Origin of the sequence: Skermanella stibiiresistens SB22, from assembly GCF_000576635.1 — a bacterium.
Classification (GTDB): Bacteria; Pseudomonadota; Alphaproteobacteria; order Azospirillales; family Azospirillaceae; genus Skermanella; species Skermanella stibiiresistens.
In genome coordinates this window covers 198,273-213,551 of sequence record NZ_AVFL01000003.1, presented here as the reverse complement: position 1 = coordinate 213,551, position 15,279 = coordinate 198,273, and the positions used below count along the sequence as shown (strand labels likewise).

Sequence of the window (15,279 nt, the reverse complement as noted above, 5' to 3'; positions counted from 1 at the left end):
GATGGTCACGCCACCGTGGCACCGGCATCCACTGTCCAGGCGGCGCCGTTGACATGGGCCGCCTGATCCGACAGCAGGAAGGCGATGACGCTGGCCACATCCTCCGGCTTGCCATAGCGTGCCCTTCCGGCGCGCTGGATGCCGCCCGACAGGCGCGCCTGCTCGTCCAGCGACTGGATCATGCGGGTCTCGACCGGGCCGGGAAGCACGGCGTTGACCCGGATCGCCGTGCCCGCCACATCCAGCGCCGCAACGCGGGTCAGGCCCAGCACCGCATGCTTGGTGGCGACATAGCCGGCGAGGCCAGCCCGCCCCCGGATGGCGGAGGTCGAGGCCGTGTTGACGATGGCGCCCCGACCGCGCGGCATCATCCGGGCCAGCACATGCTTCAGGCCCAGGAAGACGCCCTTGGCGTTGACTTGCAGGAGCTTGTCGAAAACGTCATCCGGATAAAGGTGGATCGGGGCGATGACGCCCTCGATCCCGGCGTTGTTCGCGAAGGCGGTGATCGGCCCCAGCTCCCGTTCCACCCTGTCCACGCAGGCCGCGATCTGGGCGCCGTCCGAGACGTCGGCTCGGACGAACAGCGTCCGGCGGCCGACGGCCTCCACCAGACGCGCCGTCTCGGTGCCCAAATCCTCGTCCAGATCGACGATGGCGACATCGGCTCCGGTTTCGGCCAGCCTGACGGCGGTCGCTCGGCCGATGCCACCGCCGCCGCCAGTCACCAGCGCGATACTCACGATTTCACCGCTCAGGACTTCACGAGGGAGCAACCACCCTCGGCCAGCGGCCGCCAGACCTGCGCCGCGGGGATGACCTTCCTCATATGGTAATAATCCCAGGGGTACTTGGATTCCTCGGGCTTCTTGACCTCGAACAGGTACATGTCATGCAGCTTGCGGCCGTCCACCCGGATCGTTCCCTTGCCGAACAGCGGATCGTCGGTCGGCATCTCCTTCATCTTGTCGACGACGGCCTTGCCATCCTTGCTGTCCCCGATCGCGTCGGCCGCGCGCAGGTAATGCGTCACCGACGCGTAGGCTCCCGCCTGGAGCGAACTGGGATGACGGGTGGCGTTCCGCTCCGCGAATTTCTCGCTCCAGGCGCGGGTGCCCTCGTTGAGATCCCAGTAGAAGGGTTCGGTGAACTGCAGGCCCTGGACCACCGGCAAGCCGAGCGCGTGGACGTCGTTGATGTATAGCACCGTCGCGACCAGGCGCTGGTCTCCGGCGGTGATGCCGAACTCCACCGCCTGCTTGATCGAGTTGATCGTGTCGCCGCCGGCGTTGATCAACCCGATGACCTCGGCTCCCGATCCCTGCGCCTGGAGCAGGAAGGAGGCGAAATCCTGCGTGTTGAGGGGAGTGCGGACGCCGCCCAGGATCTGGCCGCCGGCCTTGGTGACGACGTTCTTGATGTCCTGTTCCATGGCGTGGCCGAACGCGTAGTCGGCGGTCAGCGTGAACCAGGTCTTGCCTCCGGACTCGACTACGGCGGTCGCGGTGCCGGTCGCCAGCGAATAGGTGTCGTAGGTCCAGTGGATCGTGTTGGGCGAGCAGCTCTTGCCGGTCAGGTCGGACGACGACGGCCCGGATGCCAGCATCACCTTGTTGTTGTCGCGGACGACGTTGCCGACGGCCAACGCCACGGCGGAATTGGGCACGTCCACGATCACGTCGACGCCGCCGCGATCGATCCACTCGCGGGCGATCGCCGACGCGACGTCCGGCTTGTTCTGGTGGTCGGCGCTGACCACCTCGATCGGCCGTGTCTTCAGGGCTCCCGTCGCATCCTTCGCCTTGAAGTCCTCGATCGCCATGGCGACGGCGCTGACCGAACCGGCGCCCGTGACATCGGCGTAGAGGCTGGACATGTCGGTCAGCACGCCGATCCTCAACGGCGCCGGCTGCTGGGCCTGCGCGCCCGCCGCCGCGAGGCACGCGGCGCCCACCATCGACGCCAGGATGGTCCGGCGATGGAATTCGATGCGTCTCCTGGACATTACTGTACCTCCCGATGGCGCGGCACCGCGGGTTCGCCCGGGTGCCGCCCGTGTTGTTCGTGTTTGGGGCCGGCCGTCAGGCGCGCCCGGTATCAACTTGAAGAGAGGGATATTCCCGGCCTCAGGGGATCAGCCGCTTCAGCAAGCGGCGATCCTCGACCGCGAAGCCGCCACCGTAGACATCGGACGTCATGAAGTGGGCGCCCAAGATTTCCGGCTCCAGTGCCGCGATCGGGTCGTATTCCGACGGGTGCAGCTTCATGGTCACCCGGCCCGCCAGCGGCGTCGAGTACTCCAGCGGCGTCCTGCGGTACACGACATCGGCGTAGACCGGTTCCGGCCGCTCGGGATGGGGCACGCGGCGGACGTGGATTTCGCCGGCTGGCTGCTCGTCACCCTCGACCAGCGGGACGACGGGTGCCGTTTCGTCAGGGGTGAAGCTGAAGTCGGCCAGCGGCGTGCCGCGCCGCTTGACCCAGCCCTCGATGGCGCCGTTGGGGCTCTCGTCGAAGCTGTAGGTGGCGTCCTTCTTTGTATAGCCGAAGACCTCCCGCCCAGCCGCGATGCCCATGGGATCGGAGCAGTACATGAAGATATGCGTATGGGTGAGCAGGTCCTCGTAGCGGACCGGCACCGAAACCATCAGGTCGAACATTTGGCCGGCGTGCAGCGCCAGAGTGTGGCCAGGCGACAGCATGTAGCGGAAGGCGACGCGGTCGTTGACCAGTTCGAACGGGGTGTCGGACAGCAGTTCGGTCAGCTTCGACTGGTCCACCCGGGTCACGACCTCGAGCGTGCGGAGCGGGCATTCCCACTCCAGCGGATAGGCCGGCGCGTAGGGAGGATTGACCCCGCTGTTGGGGTGCATCTTGTAATTGCCAAACATGTCGTTTCCCTTTTTGAAAATACTGGGCGGGCGCGCTCAGGCCGCCCGTTTACCGCGATTCATCAGGATCGCGTCGTCGACCGCTTCGATGTCGGTGACGCCGCACAGTCCCATGGTGAGGTCGAGTTCGTTGTGGAGGATCTCCAGGCAGCGGGTCACGCCGGCCTCGCCCAAGGCCCCCAACCCGTACAGGAACGAACGTCCGATCATGACGCCCTTCGCTCCCAGCGCCACCGCCCTCAGCACGTCCTGGCCGGATCGGATACCGCTGTCGAACAGCACCTCGGCGCGCTGGCCAACGGCGGCCGCGATGTCGGGCAGGACGGCGATGGTCGAGGGCGCGCCGTCGAGCTGCCTGCCACCATGGTTCGACACGACCACCGCGTCGGCGCCGCACTCCGCCGCCATCACGGCGTCATCCCGGTCCATCACGCCCTTGACGATCAGCTTCCCGGACCAGAGCCGTCTGATCCAGCGGACATCCTCCCAGGTCAGAGTCTGGTCGAACTGCTGGCTGACCCACGCCGCCAGTGACGAGACGTCCTCGACGCCCTCGACATGGCCGACGATGTTCCCGAAGGTCCGCCGCTTGGTGCCCAGCATGCCCAGGCACCAGCGCGGCTTGGTCACCAGGTTGACGATGTTCCGCAGGGTCGGCTTGGGCGGCGTCGACAGGCCGTTCTTCAGGTCCTTATGACGCTGCCCTTGGATCTGGAGATCGAGGGTGAGCACCAGCGCCGAGCAGCCGGCGTCCCGCGCGCGGACGATCAGGCGCTCGATGAAGGCGCGGTCCTTCATCACGTAAAGCTGGAACCAGAAAGGCCGGCTGGTGTGGGCCGCGACATCCTCGATCGAGCAGATGCTGACGGTGGACAAGGTGAAAGGCACGCCGAAGCGTTCCGCCGCGCGCGCCGCCAGGATCTCGCCATCGGCGTGCTGCATGCCGGTCAGCCCGGTCGGCGCCAGGGCCACCGGCATGGACACGGCCTCGCCAATCATCTTGGTCCGCAGCGACCGTCCGTCGATCCGGACACCGACACGCTGGCGCAGCTGGATCGCGGACAAATCGTCGGTGTTGGCCCGATAGGTGCCCTCGGTCCAGGAACCGCAGTCGACGTAATCGTAGAACATGCGCGGCACCCGCCGTCGCGCTAGGACCCGCAGATCCTCGATACTCGTGATGACCGGCCTTGTTGGCGCCATTTCCCCCACCCCACGATCGGCGCCGATACCGCGCCTTAAACCGAGACCGCCCCCCGACGGCCTCACGGGCCCGCTTTCGCGTACACCCGTTTCGTACATTGCATCCAAAGTACCTTTCCAAGATGCAGTGTCGTTTCTCCGCTGTCAACGATTTCGAGCGGCGATGAAGCAGGCGCGTGTCGGCGGTGTCGGTGGCGATGGCCGAGGCGAAGCGACCCGCATTTTCGTCATGCCCGCACGTCACCCCGAAAGCTCCAGCTCAGGGACTCACGCTCACCTTTGGACATTCCCGGACTTGTTCCCACAGGCGCTGACTGAAGGTGCGTCGTGTTCTGACCGAGGCCGACGATCCTCCTATATCGTCATACTCGGACTTGATCCGGGTATCTGGCAGCTGAAACCAACATGATAAAATCAACCCCGGGTATAATTTACAAAGAAAGATTTCTTGAACGGAGATACCCGGATCAAGGCTGGGTATGACAGTGAGGGAAGACTCGGACCTTGGGCTGGCGCGTATGGAGCCGGGTGACCTCGCCAGCACCGCTTCAGCCGGTCAGGTCGATCTTTGAGACATCCGGCTGACGGACGAAGTCGCGCAGCAGGGTGAGCGTGGCGTCGGCGCGGGTCGGGGACCAGCCGCCGAAGGCGGCGTTGCGATGGAACTTCCGTTCCAGCTCGTCGTGGGACAGCGGTGCGCGGCTGCCACCACGGAGATGCGGCTGATCGAGGCGGATGGTGGACCCGTCGCGCAGCGTGGCGATCAAGTGGCCCGAGTAATTCCGCGGATACTCGTTCGCGGGGTCGACGACATGGGAGATCCGGGCCGCCAGCGCCAGGATCGCGGGATCATGGATCTTGGCCTCCGTGAACTGCGCGAGACCGGCGTCGCCCTCGATGAAGGCGATCGCCATGCAGAACGGGGTGCTGAACTTGGCGGCGTAGGGGCTGGGCGGGTTCTGTTTCAGGGGCAGCGGCTCCCAAAGCCGGTGGACGGTGCCTTGCCCAACCGGACAGACGATCCTGTCGATGTCGTCCAGGGCCACGCCACGCGCCCGCAAGGCCCGGGCGCAGTCGATATAAGGCTGCACCATGGTGCCGCAGGCATAGGGTTTGAAAGCGAGCTTGGCCCCGACCCACTCCGTGCCGAGACCGTCGAGCAGGGGCGAGAAATCAGGCTTGATCGACGGCGCGAAGGCGGAGAAGAAGCCGTGGTTACCCTCCATCACCGTGACCGGACCCGTGAAGCCGGCCGCACCCAGTCCAGCCGCCCGCATGCCCGATTGCGCCGCCCACCCTGCGTGGAGCCGCTTGGTCGACGTCCCGTCCGCCAAATACTCGATGATGCCGGACGACAGGCTGCCGGCGATCCCCAGGGCCCGCGTGATGGCGGGAGCGGGCTCGCCCGCCGCGACGGCGACGGCCACCGCCGCCGCCAGAGTGCCGAGCACGGCGGTGGGATGGAAGCCAGCCTTGTGCACCGCTGTGTTGGCGACCAGACCGAGCCGGCACATGATCTCGATGCCGGCGGCCATGGCCGTTACCGTGACCGCGCCAGACAATCCACGCCGTTCCGCCAGCGCCAGCACCGCCGGCACGATGACGGCGCCGGAGTGGACGGGACAGCCTTCGAACGTGTTGTCGAAGTCCTCGCCATGGGCCGCCGTGCCATTGATCAGGGCCGCCGCCGTCGGCGAGTACCGTCCGGAATGCCCGATGGCGCCGCAAGCGCCGGTGTCATCCCCACAGGCTTGGATCAGCGAGCGGACATAGTCCGTGTTCCGCGCGGAGACGCACAGGCCCACCACGTCGATCAGGGTGTCGACGGTCGCCCGCTCCATGTCGGGGCCGACCACGTCGGGCGTCAGGCCGGCGGCCCATTCAGCCAAGTGCTGGGAAACCGAGCGAGGCGTCATCTGGTTCATGATTGGACCTCGCTCATGGCTGGATCAACCGGGCCAGCACCGTCGCATCCGGCAGATCCTCCAATCCGAAGGCGGCGGCGTACAGCGCTTCCCGTCGCTCGGCATCCAGCACGCCGTCGGTGCAGGCCACCACCTTGGCCTTCAGGTCGTCGTCCGACATCGGATTGTCCGGCCCGCCGCGGTACCGCTCGTCGGCGGTCGCGGTCAGCTTGCGTCCATCCTTCAACGTCATTTCGATCCGCGAGCGGATGATGTCGGTGCCCATCGCCTCGATGGCGGGATCGAGGTGGGTGACGATGCGGTGCTGCATGTCCGACATCTCGGCCGACTGGACGAAGGCGTCTGTGAACTCCCTCCGTCCCGCCCGACGGTGGAGGACGATCATGGAAAGCAAAGCGGCCATGCTGAACTTCGCCTGGAGATGGTTGGCCGCGATCGGGTAGCGGATCGGGTTGAGGATGTTCGAGCCGGCGTGGAAATCGACGCGCTCCACCGCGGCCGGATCGACGTCGTTCTCCGTGACCAGCTTGAGCATCGCGTCGAGCGCCTGATGGGTGACGATGCCGCTCGGGTAGGGCTTGATGCTGACGCCGGGGTCCACGATCGACCAGACCTTGCCAAAGCCTTGGGTCAGCTTCGCCTCGGTCACGCCACCCCCCTGGACCATCGTGAATCCCCAGCGTCCGTCCAGCGCCTCGGGGTCGGCGGTGAAGCCGCGGGATGCCAGGATCGCCGCCGTCACGCCGTTCTCGGCGGCACGTCCGACATGGAGCGGCTTGGTCATGGTGCCGAAATTGGTCCGGATGCCAGCGGCCATGCTGGCGGCGATGCCGAACGCGTGGGCCAGCTTGGGGCCTTCCAACCCCATGAGCTTCGCGGCGGCGGCGCAGGCGCCGAAGGTCCCGACCGTGCCGCTGGAATGCAGGCCACGCTTGTAGTGGTCCGGCAGCATCCACTCCGAGATCTTCGATTCCACCTCGACGCCGGTGAGAAACGCCGTCAGGAAGTCGCGGCCCGAGACGCCGCCCAGTTTCTGGCCGATTACCAGCGCCGCCGCCAGGGGCGGGATGGTGGGATGGGTGAGCAGGCCATAGATGTGCGCAGGATCGCGCGAGACCTGGGTGTCGTCCCAGTCATGGGCATGGCCGGCGGTACCGAGGACGCGGGCCGCGATGGCGGCGGGAACCTTGACGTCTCCGCCGCCCAGCAGCAGGGCGTCTGGCTTGCCGCCGGTGTCACGGGCGTCCTCGATCAGGATGGCGATGGATTCTTCGTCGCTGCCGGCCGCGAACAGCGCCAATCCGTCCAGGACGCACCGCCGTCCGATCCTGATCGCCTCGGCGGGCAGCGCCTCGAACCGGCTGGATTGGATGAAGTCGCAGGCGTCGCGCGTGATTTGGGTGGTCATGGTCATCGAAGGTCCAGTTCTTGGGAATACCATTCGGCGGGGGTGCCGCGGATCGCTACGCCACCGCCTCGGAGCGCAGCGCCCTGAACTTCCGCCAGAGGGGCGAGATCAGGATCATGACTGCGACCGCGAGCAGGAAGGCGGAGATCGGGCGTGAGAACAGGATGGAGGGATCGCCGTCGGACATCGCCAGCGACTGCCGTATCGCGCGTTCCATCGGCTCGCCCAGGACGAAGCCGAGGATGAGCGGCGCGGTCGGGAACGACGCTTTCGACAGCAGGAAACCGAGCAGGCCGAACCCGAGCAGCAAGCCGATGTCGAACAGGTTGCCTGCCGCCCCATAGGCGCCCGCCACCGCGACACACAGGATGGTCGGGTGCAGGATGTGGATCGGCACGCGCAGGATCTGGGCGAACACGCCGACCATCGGCAGGTTCATGATCAGTAGGACCACGTTGCCGATATACAGGCTGGCGACCAAGCCCCAGAAGACATCCGGAGACTCCTGGATCATCAGGGGACCGGGACGCACACCCCACAGGATCAGGGCCGACAGCAGGATCGCGGTGGATGAACCGCTCGGGATGCCGAAGGTCAGCAGCGGCAGGAGGGCGCCGCCGGTATCGGCGTTGTTGGCGCCTTCGGGTGCGGCCAAGCCTTCCGGTGCTCCGTGTCCGAAGCGTTCGGGATGCTTGGAGACCGCCTTCTCGATGCCATAGGCGACGAAGGAGGCGATCGTGGCGCCGGCTCCGGGCAGCAGGCCGATGATGAAGCCGGTGATCGACCCGTTCACGAAGGCGAAGCGGCAGGCCTTCAACTCGGCCCAGGAGGGCATCAGGTTGCGGAGGCCGCGCGGCACCTCCAGCATCTCGCTCTTTTCCTTGCTGGCGATGTTCAGCAGGATCTCGGCGATGGCGAAGAGGCCGATCGCCACCGTCATGAACTCGATTCCACCCAGCAGCTCGCTTCGGCCGAACACGAAGCGCGACTGCGCGGTGAATAGGTCGATGCCGATCGTCGACAGCCAAAGTCCCAGCACCAGGGACAGAACCGCCTTGGCGATCGAGATGCCGGATAGCAGGACCACCAGCGACAGACCCATCACCATGAGCGCGAAGTATTCCGGGGAGGAGAACCGAAGCGCGAAGTTCGCCAGCGGCGGCGCCACGAAGGTCAGCAGGAGCAACCCCACCGTGCCCGCGAGGAACGATGCGATGGCGGCGATCCCCAAGGCGGCGCCGGCGCGGCCCTTTCGCGCCATCTGGTATCCATCGAGGCAGCTGACGACCGATGACGCCTCGCCCGGCATGTTCAGCAGGATCGAGGTGGTCGACCCGCCGTATTTCGCGCCGTAGTAGATGCCGGCCAGCATGATGATGCCGCCGGTCGGATCCATCGAGAAGGTCAGGGGCAGCAGGAGCGCAATCGTCGCCGCCGGCCCCAGCCCCGGAAGGATGCCGATGACGGTCCCGAGGAAGCAGCCGACGAAACACCAGAGTATGTTCGCCGGTTGCAAGGCGACGCCAAAACCATGCGCCAGTCCGCTAAGCGCTTCCATGTTCAAAATCCCGTGAGGGTGCCGATGGGCAATGGCGATTGCAGGAGGTCCGCGAAGGCGACCTGGAGCACGGCGACGATGATCCCGGCGGTGATGGCCGCGTTGAGCGGCGGCCGTTCGAAGACGACCTTGATGATGAAGAACAGGACGAGACCGAAGCCGATCAGGAACCCGAACCAGGCCATCAAGGGAAGACTGGCCGCCAGGGCGATCCAGGTGGCGAGCGCCGCCAGCGATCCGCCGCGGACCGCGGCTTCCCGGGGTCTCGCCTTCGCCTTGCAGGCGCGGATGGAATTGAAGGTCAGGACCAATGCGGCACCCACCATGATGACGCCGTAGATCATGGGGAAGAAGCCGGGCCCCGGCCCGTCGGCGCCATAGATCGCCCACTTGCTCGACTGCGCCAGGATGTACAATCCAAGAATGGATAGGGCGCATCCAAACAGGACTTCCGGCTCCCGTAGATACTTGTCCATGGGTATCTCCCCCTTGTTTCCTTGTTCTTTCGCCGCGATCGTTCGCCGTCAGGCGTGTGGCGACAGGCCGAGCAGGGCGAACACCGCACCCGCCGCGGCGAGCGGGAGGATCGGCGGCGTGCGTGGTCTCGCCAGCAGGATGGCGGCCGTCACCGCCGCCGTCGCCCAGGAGGCGGGCCCGCCATCGGCGATCCGAAACAGCGAGATGACGCCCGCCGCGATCAGCCCCGTGCCGACCGGCGCCAAGCCCGACTGGATCACCGTGTGCCAGCGCTTGCCTTCGTGCCTCGCCCAAGCTCCCGCCGCCATGAAACAGAGGATCGACGACGGCACGAACATCGACAGGGTCGTGATCAGGGCACCACCCCATCCGGCGACTTTCCAGCCGACCAGGGTCACCAGCATCGATCCCGGTCCGGGTGCGGTCCGGGAAACCGCGAACAGCTCGACGAACTCGCGCTCGGTCGCCCAGGCTTGGATGTCGACCGTCTGGTGCTGGATCGCGGGCAGGACGCTGACCCCGCCGCCGAACGACACCAGCGACAGCGGCACGAAGACGATCGCCAGCGCCAGATAGGGATTGTCAGGCATCGCGGCGCCTCGTGAGATAGGCGAGGGCGATGCTGATCGGGGCGCCGACGAGGACCACCGGAACCAACGGCAGGTGGAAGACGCCGATCGCCACCGCGATCGCGACCGCCACCAGCGGTCCGGCGAGGGTCCGCGACTGTCGGGCGCCCCTGATGACGATCATGATCATCAGGCCGATGGCGGCGGCCGTGATCCCCGCCAGCGCGTGGGCGACAGCCGGAACGCCGATGATGTGGCCGTACAGGATGCCGAACGCGAGGACGACGAAGAAGGGACCGATCAGGAGCCCGGTCGCCGCCGCCACGGCCCCGGTCCAGCCCCGCAGCTTCTGGCCGACATACACCGCCAGATTGACGACGTTGACGCCGGGAAGGATCTGGCAGATCGCGAGCCCACTGAGGAACTCCGCTTCCACCAGCCAGCGCTTCCGGACCACGACCTCGTGATAGGCGAGGCCGCTGGTGCCGCCGCCGAAGCTGAGCAGACCGATCCTGAGATGGCTCAGCAGCAGCTCCAGCAGCGGCACGGACGATCTTTCCGGCATTGTTTCCCGCAAACCCATGGGTTGGGTCCTCATTGGAAATTCGTCGTCGCGGCCAGCCCTAGCGTTCCACCTTCATGCCGGCTTCCTTCAGGAGGGTCCTGATCTGGTCCTCGTAGGAGATGACGAACTTGCCGGTTTCATCGGACTTGGTCGGAGCGCTGACGAACTGGTTCTCCCGGACGTATTTCGCCCAGGCGGGGGTTTCGGTCAGTTTGGCGACCAAGCCGTCGTAATAGGCGACCGCCTCGGCGGGCATGTTCGGCGGGCCGACGATGCCGCGTGTCTGGCTGAAGGTCTTGACCTTGTAGCCGGCCTCGGCCAGGGTCGGGATATCCGCGAAATCCGGCAGGCGTTCGTCGCCGATCTGGGCCAGAACCCGGATCTTGCCGGCGCGGATCAGTTCGGTGGCCTCGCTGGGGTCGAGGATCATGAGATCCACATGGCCTCCGAGCAGCGCCGCCAGGCGCTCCCCACCCGAGGGGAACGAGACGAAGGTCCAACGGGTGCCCGTCGCGGACATCAGTTGCTGGCGCAGGATGTTCTCCCGCGACGAGGCGTTGCCGCCCGACTGCTTCAACCCGCCTGGCTTCTCCTTCGCGGCGGCGATGAAATCATCCACGCTGTGGAACGGCGAGTCCGCCCGCACGGTGACCAGCGCCGGTTCGAAGATGAGCCGCGCGATCGGCGTCAGGTCGGTGAGGCGTGTGGTCGCCTCGGGTTGGAGAAGGGGGTCGATGATCCAGACGCTGGTGAAGATGCCGATCGTGTTGACGTCGCCCTTCTTGCTGACGAGATACGAGGACGCGTTGGTGCTGCCGCCGCCCGGCTTGTTGACCACCTGCATCCGGACCGGGGAAAGATGCGCCTGATCCGCCATCGCGGTGATCGCCCGCGCAAGCAGATCGTTGCCCGACCCGGGACCGCCGTGGACGACGATCTCCAGCGGACGTGTCGGTTTGAAGTCGGCTTGGGCCGGACCGGCCGCGAGCGCCATGACAAAGGCGGCGCAGCCGAGGCGGAGATATTTGTTCATTGTTGTTTCCCCCCTTCTTTATTGATCATCTTCGGTGGCCCGGGAACGCCGGGCCATCCGGTGGTCGATCGAGGCAGACGCCGCCTCAGGCGGCGCTGCCCACCAGTTCGGCCATGTTGCCGTCGGGAGCCCGGAACCGGACGATGTTGGATCCCGGATTTGCAAGGATGACCCCGCCGTACTCCTCGACCTTCTCGGCCACCGCCTTGGGGTCCGTCACTTCAAGTCCCCAGTATTGGATACCCGGTTGCTCGATGGACGGTTCCTCGAACAGGAAAAGGGTGGTGTCCCCGTCGGTCATCTCGCGGGAACGCCCGCCACCCCCGTCGGCCGTGCCGACCCGCTGGAAGCCGAAGACGTTCTCGTAGAACATCGCCGCCTTATCGACGTCGTTGACTTGGAGCGACACGCGGGAAATCCGCGCGAGCTTGCTCATGTCCTTCTTGAGGTACCGGCCGACCGCGACGATCTCGCCCAAGGTGCCGTCGGCGGAGCGGTATTTGAGCGCGCCTTCCGCCCGATCCGAGTAGATCGATCCGCCGTTGTCCTCGATCTTCTTGATCATGCTCGGCCGATCGTCGACCTCGATGCCGATGTGGTGGATGCGGGGTCCGGCTCCGGCGAGTTTGGCCTCCTTCTCGTCCTCGCTGTCGTACAGCATCAGCGCCAGATCGATGTTGCCGTCGGTCATGTGGCGGGAGAGGTGGCCGCGGGCGTGGGTGCTCTTGGTCTGATAGATGCCGAAGATGTCCTCGTAGAATTTGGTGGCGCTCTCCAAGCTATCGAGATCACCGCACTTCAACGCGATATGCACGATTCGAGACATTCCGGTTTTCCTCCAAGGTGAAGATTGGCAATTTGAAGGTCGGATCAGGCCGCGCGTCGGCGTTCCTCCCGGTGATGGGGAGGTGGAACGCGGGGCTTGGCCGCGCCGGCGCCGATCAGGCGCCGGTATATTCGATGACGGATGCCGCTAAGGGCGCGCGTATCCCGGAGGGCCGCTCGGATCGCGATGGATGCCGCGGAACGGGTCGGGCCAGTTCGAAGCTTTTTCGATCACTGCGTTTCTCCCCTATTTACTTGTTGTCGTTCTCCCGCCGCCCGCCTTCCTTGGACGGTTCGCGACGGTCAAGTCATTCGATCACGTGGAGCGAGCCCGGTTTCGAGCGGGTGGGCTTGCCGGGTGCCGCCTGGGCGAGGTTGTCGAGAGCGGTCATCATCCGCGCCTTGCCGTTGGCCACGTGCCGGAAGCTCGTCTCGTAGGCCGCCGCCGGGTCCCGCTCCTCGAGCGATTCGAGGATCGCGCGGTGTTCCTCGTTGGATAGCCTTTGCGCGTCCCGCTGCACGAGACCATGGGAGCGGAACAGGTGGAACTCCTTGACCAACGCCCGATAGGCTTTGATCAGGCGGCTGTTCTCGGTGAACGACACGATAAGGTCGTGGAACTCCAGGTTGGCGCCGTAGAAGGATTGGAAGTCACCTTCCATCGCCGCCGCGTCCATCGCCCCGAACAATTCGCGAAGCTGCGCCAATTGACCGTCCGTGACCTTGGGGGCGAGCAGCGAACCGGCGAGCCCCGTCAAGCCGGCGCGCAGATCGTAGATCTCCTGGGCATCCTGCTTGTCCATGCGGCGGACGAAGACGCCCCGGCTCGGGATCAGGTCCAGCAGGCCCAACTCGACCAGCGCCCGGCTGGCCTCCCGGATCGGCCCGCGGCTGACGCCCAGCTTGGCCGCCAGGGCGTTCTCGTTGAGACGGCTGCCCGTCGGAAGCTCACCGCTGAGGATCATGCGTTCGATCTCATGGCGCACGGCGCTGCTCAGGGAGTTGTCCCGTAGCTGGGCGATGGTCGGGAGGGAGGTCGATTGACTGTCGTTCATATGTCAACTATCGTCTGTCGACTGTAAATTGTCAACAGTTTGCTGGCATGCTGGATAATCAATTATGAAACCAAGGGGGGCGACGCGATGACTGGCTACCGGAACCGGCGATTCGTGGGTTCGAGGACCCTGCCATGAGGAGGGACGCGCTGGAGGAGAGGCTGGTCGAAGGCTGCAAGGTCCTGGCCGACGACGGCCAGGGCGACCTGATCTGGGGGCACGTGTCGGCACGGGTTCCGGGACTGGACGAGACGATCCTGATGAAGCCCGCCGGTTTCGGTCTCGACGAGATCGAGCGGCCCAACCTGATCACCGTCAATCTGGATGGCGAGAAGACAGCGGGGCTCGACCCGCTTCATGTCGAGGTCTTCATCCATACCGAGATCCTGCGGGCGCGGTCGGATGTCCAGGCGGTGGTCCACACCCATCCGATCCACGCGGTGGCCTTCAGCGCGCTCGACCGCCCCCTGATCGCGATCAGCCACGAGGGGGCCATGTTCTGCGAGGGACTGCCCGTCTTCGACCAGACCAGCGACCTGATCGTGAACCCTCGATTGGGCCAGGACGTCGCCAACCGTCTCGGTGACGCCAACGCCGTCCTGCTGCGCAACCACGGCATCGTCACGGTCGGCCGCTCGGTCGAGGAAGCGGTCATGACGGCGATCATGCTGGAGAAGGCGTGCCGGACGCAGTTGCTGGCGGAAGCCGCGGGAGAGATCAAGGCGTCCACCGGCCTGGAGGAGGCGCGCGCGAAGCGCCAGCGGATCTATGGACCCCGATCGCTTGAATCAGCCTTCCGGTACTGCGTCCGCCGTCAGCACGCCCGAACCTGCGGCTGCCGGGGGAATGGCGTCTCCGCGGTCATCCTCGAGGAGAAGGGAGTGATCGAGGCATGACGCCCGCCATCACCTCACCTCGTTTGGAGGGCAGGGTCGCCATCGTCACCGGTGGCGTCCGGCGGATCGGCCGGGCGACCGCCTTGGCGCTGGCCGGCGAAGGAGCTTCGGTCGTGATCGGCGCCCGCTCCTCCCGCGACGAGGCGGAGGCCGTCGTCGCCGAGATCGAGGGCCACGGCGGCCGGGCCACGTCATGCCTCGCCGATGTCACCGACGAGAGCGCCGTCGACCGCCTGCGGGATGCGGCGCTCGACGCCTTCGGGCGGATCGACATCCTGGTCAACAACGCCGCCATGCGCCGGATGTGCCCGTTCACCGAAATGAGCTTGGCCGAGTGGCGGGGCGTGATGGCGACGACGCTCGACGGTGCCTTCCTCTGCTCGCGCGCGGTGTTGCCCTCCATGCTCGAACGCGGTGACGGCGTGATCATCAACATCGGCGGGGTCACGGCGCATACCGGCGTTTCCCATCGCGCCCATGTCGCGACCGCCAAGGCGGGGTTGACGGGGCTGACGCGGGCGCTCGCGGTGGAGTTCGGTGGACGCGGCATCACGGTAAACTGCGTCGTTCCGGGAAAGATCGGCGGCGAGCGGAGCGCCGCGTCCGGCAAATCGCCAGGGCTGCCGGGAGGTGCGGCGCCGCTGGTCGGGCGCGAGGGAACGGCCGAGGAGGTGGCCGCCATGATCCTGGCGCTCTGCGTCCCGGCCGGACGCTTCGTGACGGGCCAGACCATCCATGTCAGCGGTGGGCTCTTCATGGGCTAAGATGGGGGCTGAGGTGGGCTGGGTGTGAATTCGCCCTTGTTCCGAGCCGCTTGGCAGCAAGCTTAGTGGGATCGCATCGACGAAACCAAGGAGCACCGCCCATGCTGCCG

Annotated in this window: 15 protein-coding genes; 2 read left to right on the top strand and 13 right to left on the bottom strand. The window is 66.1% G+C overall.

All coding sequences use genetic code 11. The annotated features are described in order from the left end of the window. Positions 1-5: 5 nt before the first annotated feature. From N825_RS06075 to N825_RS06015, 13 genes are all read right to left on the bottom strand, one after another. Entirely contained in the window at positions 6-743 is a 738-nt protein-coding gene (locus N825_RS06075) for an SDR family NAD(P)-dependent oxidoreductase (protein ID WP_198038199.1), read from the bottom strand. Positions 744-754: 11 nt separating this feature from the next. Further along, the gene (locus tag N825_RS06070) at positions 755-2,005 is read right to left on the bottom strand and encodes an ABC transporter substrate-binding protein (protein ID WP_198038198.1); all 1,251 of its coding nucleotides are present in this window, start codon (positions 2,003-2,005) and stop codon (positions 755-757) included. Between the two features lie 121 nt (positions 2,006-2,126). After that, positions 2,127-2,891 (bottom strand): acetoacetate decarboxylase family protein, encoded by a 765-nt coding sequence (locus tag N825_RS06065; protein ID WP_037448295.1) that lies wholly within the window; start codon positions 2,889-2,891, stop codon positions 2,127-2,129. Between the two features lie 36 nt (positions 2,892-2,927). Next, positions 2,928-4,094 (bottom strand): alpha-hydroxy acid oxidase, encoded by a 1,167-nt coding sequence (locus N825_RS06060; RefSeq protein ID WP_037448293.1) that lies wholly within the window; start codon positions 4,092-4,094, stop codon positions 2,928-2,930. A 548-nt stretch (positions 4,095-4,642) separates the two neighbouring features. Further along, positions 4,643-6,019: an MmgE/PrpD family protein gene (locus N825_RS06055; RefSeq protein ID WP_084164406.1), complete on the bottom strand. Its 1,377-nt coding sequence runs from the start codon at positions 6,017-6,019 to the stop codon at positions 4,643-4,645. 13 nt (positions 6,020-6,032) lie between these two features. Further along, positions 6,033-7,427 (bottom strand): MmgE/PrpD family protein, encoded by a 1,395-nt coding sequence (locus tag N825_RS06050; RefSeq protein WP_198038197.1) that lies wholly within the window; start codon positions 7,425-7,427, stop codon positions 6,033-6,035. Positions 7,428-7,482: 55 nt separating this feature from the next. Next, positions 7,483-8,985: a tripartite tricarboxylate transporter permease gene (locus N825_RS06045; RefSeq protein ID WP_037448288.1), complete on the bottom strand. Its 1,503-nt coding sequence runs from the start codon at positions 8,983-8,985 to the stop codon at positions 7,483-7,485. Positions 8,986-8,987: 2 nt separating this feature from the next. Further along, positions 8,988-9,461 carry a tripartite tricarboxylate transporter TctB family protein gene (locus tag N825_RS06040; RefSeq protein WP_084164404.1) on the bottom strand — a complete coding sequence of 158 codons (474 nt, stop codon included), beginning with the start codon at positions 9,459-9,461 and terminating at the stop codon, positions 8,988-8,990. Positions 9,462-9,509: 48 nt separating this feature from the next. Continuing rightward, on the bottom strand, positions 9,510-10,052 hold the full coding sequence (locus N825_RS06035) for a chromate transporter (protein WP_037448283.1): 543 nt from the start codon (positions 10,050-10,052) through the stop codon (positions 9,510-9,512). Beyond that, positions 10,045-10,629, bottom strand: coding sequence for a chromate transporter (locus tag N825_RS06030; protein ID WP_051511610.1), 585 nt, complete (start codon positions 10,627-10,629; stop codon positions 10,045-10,047). The genes N825_RS06035 and N825_RS06030 overlap by 8 nt, the downstream gene beginning before the upstream one ends. Before the next feature lie 25 nt (positions 10,630-10,654). Next, positions 10,655-11,629: a Bug family tripartite tricarboxylate transporter substrate binding protein gene (locus N825_RS06025; RefSeq protein WP_037448277.1), complete on the bottom strand. Its 975-nt coding sequence runs from the start codon at positions 11,627-11,629 to the stop codon at positions 10,655-10,657. Positions 11,630-11,714: 85 nt separating this feature from the next. Then, positions 11,715-12,455, bottom strand: coding sequence for a VOC family protein (locus tag N825_RS37730; protein ID WP_084164402.1), 741 nt, complete (start codon positions 12,453-12,455; stop codon positions 11,715-11,717). A gap of 307 nt (positions 12,456-12,762) precedes the next feature. After that, positions 12,763-13,509 carry an FCD domain-containing protein gene (locus N825_RS06015; RefSeq protein ID WP_051511609.1) on the bottom strand — a complete coding sequence of 249 codons (747 nt, stop codon included), beginning with the start codon at positions 13,507-13,509 and terminating at the stop codon, positions 12,763-12,765. 134 nt (positions 13,510-13,643) lie between these two features. Between N825_RS06015 and N825_RS06010 the strand changes: the two genes are divergently transcribed. Both N825_RS06010 and N825_RS06005 read left to right on the top strand, forming a co-directional pair. After that, positions 13,644-14,405 (top strand): class II aldolase/adducin family protein, encoded by a 762-nt coding sequence (locus N825_RS06010; protein WP_051511608.1) that lies wholly within the window; start codon positions 13,644-13,646, stop codon positions 14,403-14,405. Further along, a complete protein-coding gene (locus N825_RS06005) occupies positions 14,402-15,169 on the top strand; it encodes an SDR family NAD(P)-dependent oxidoreductase (RefSeq protein WP_037448273.1) in 768 nt (255 codons plus the stop codon). The genes N825_RS06010 and N825_RS06005 overlap by 4 nt, the downstream gene beginning before the upstream one ends. The last annotated feature ends 110 nt before the right edge of the window (positions 15,170-15,279 follow it).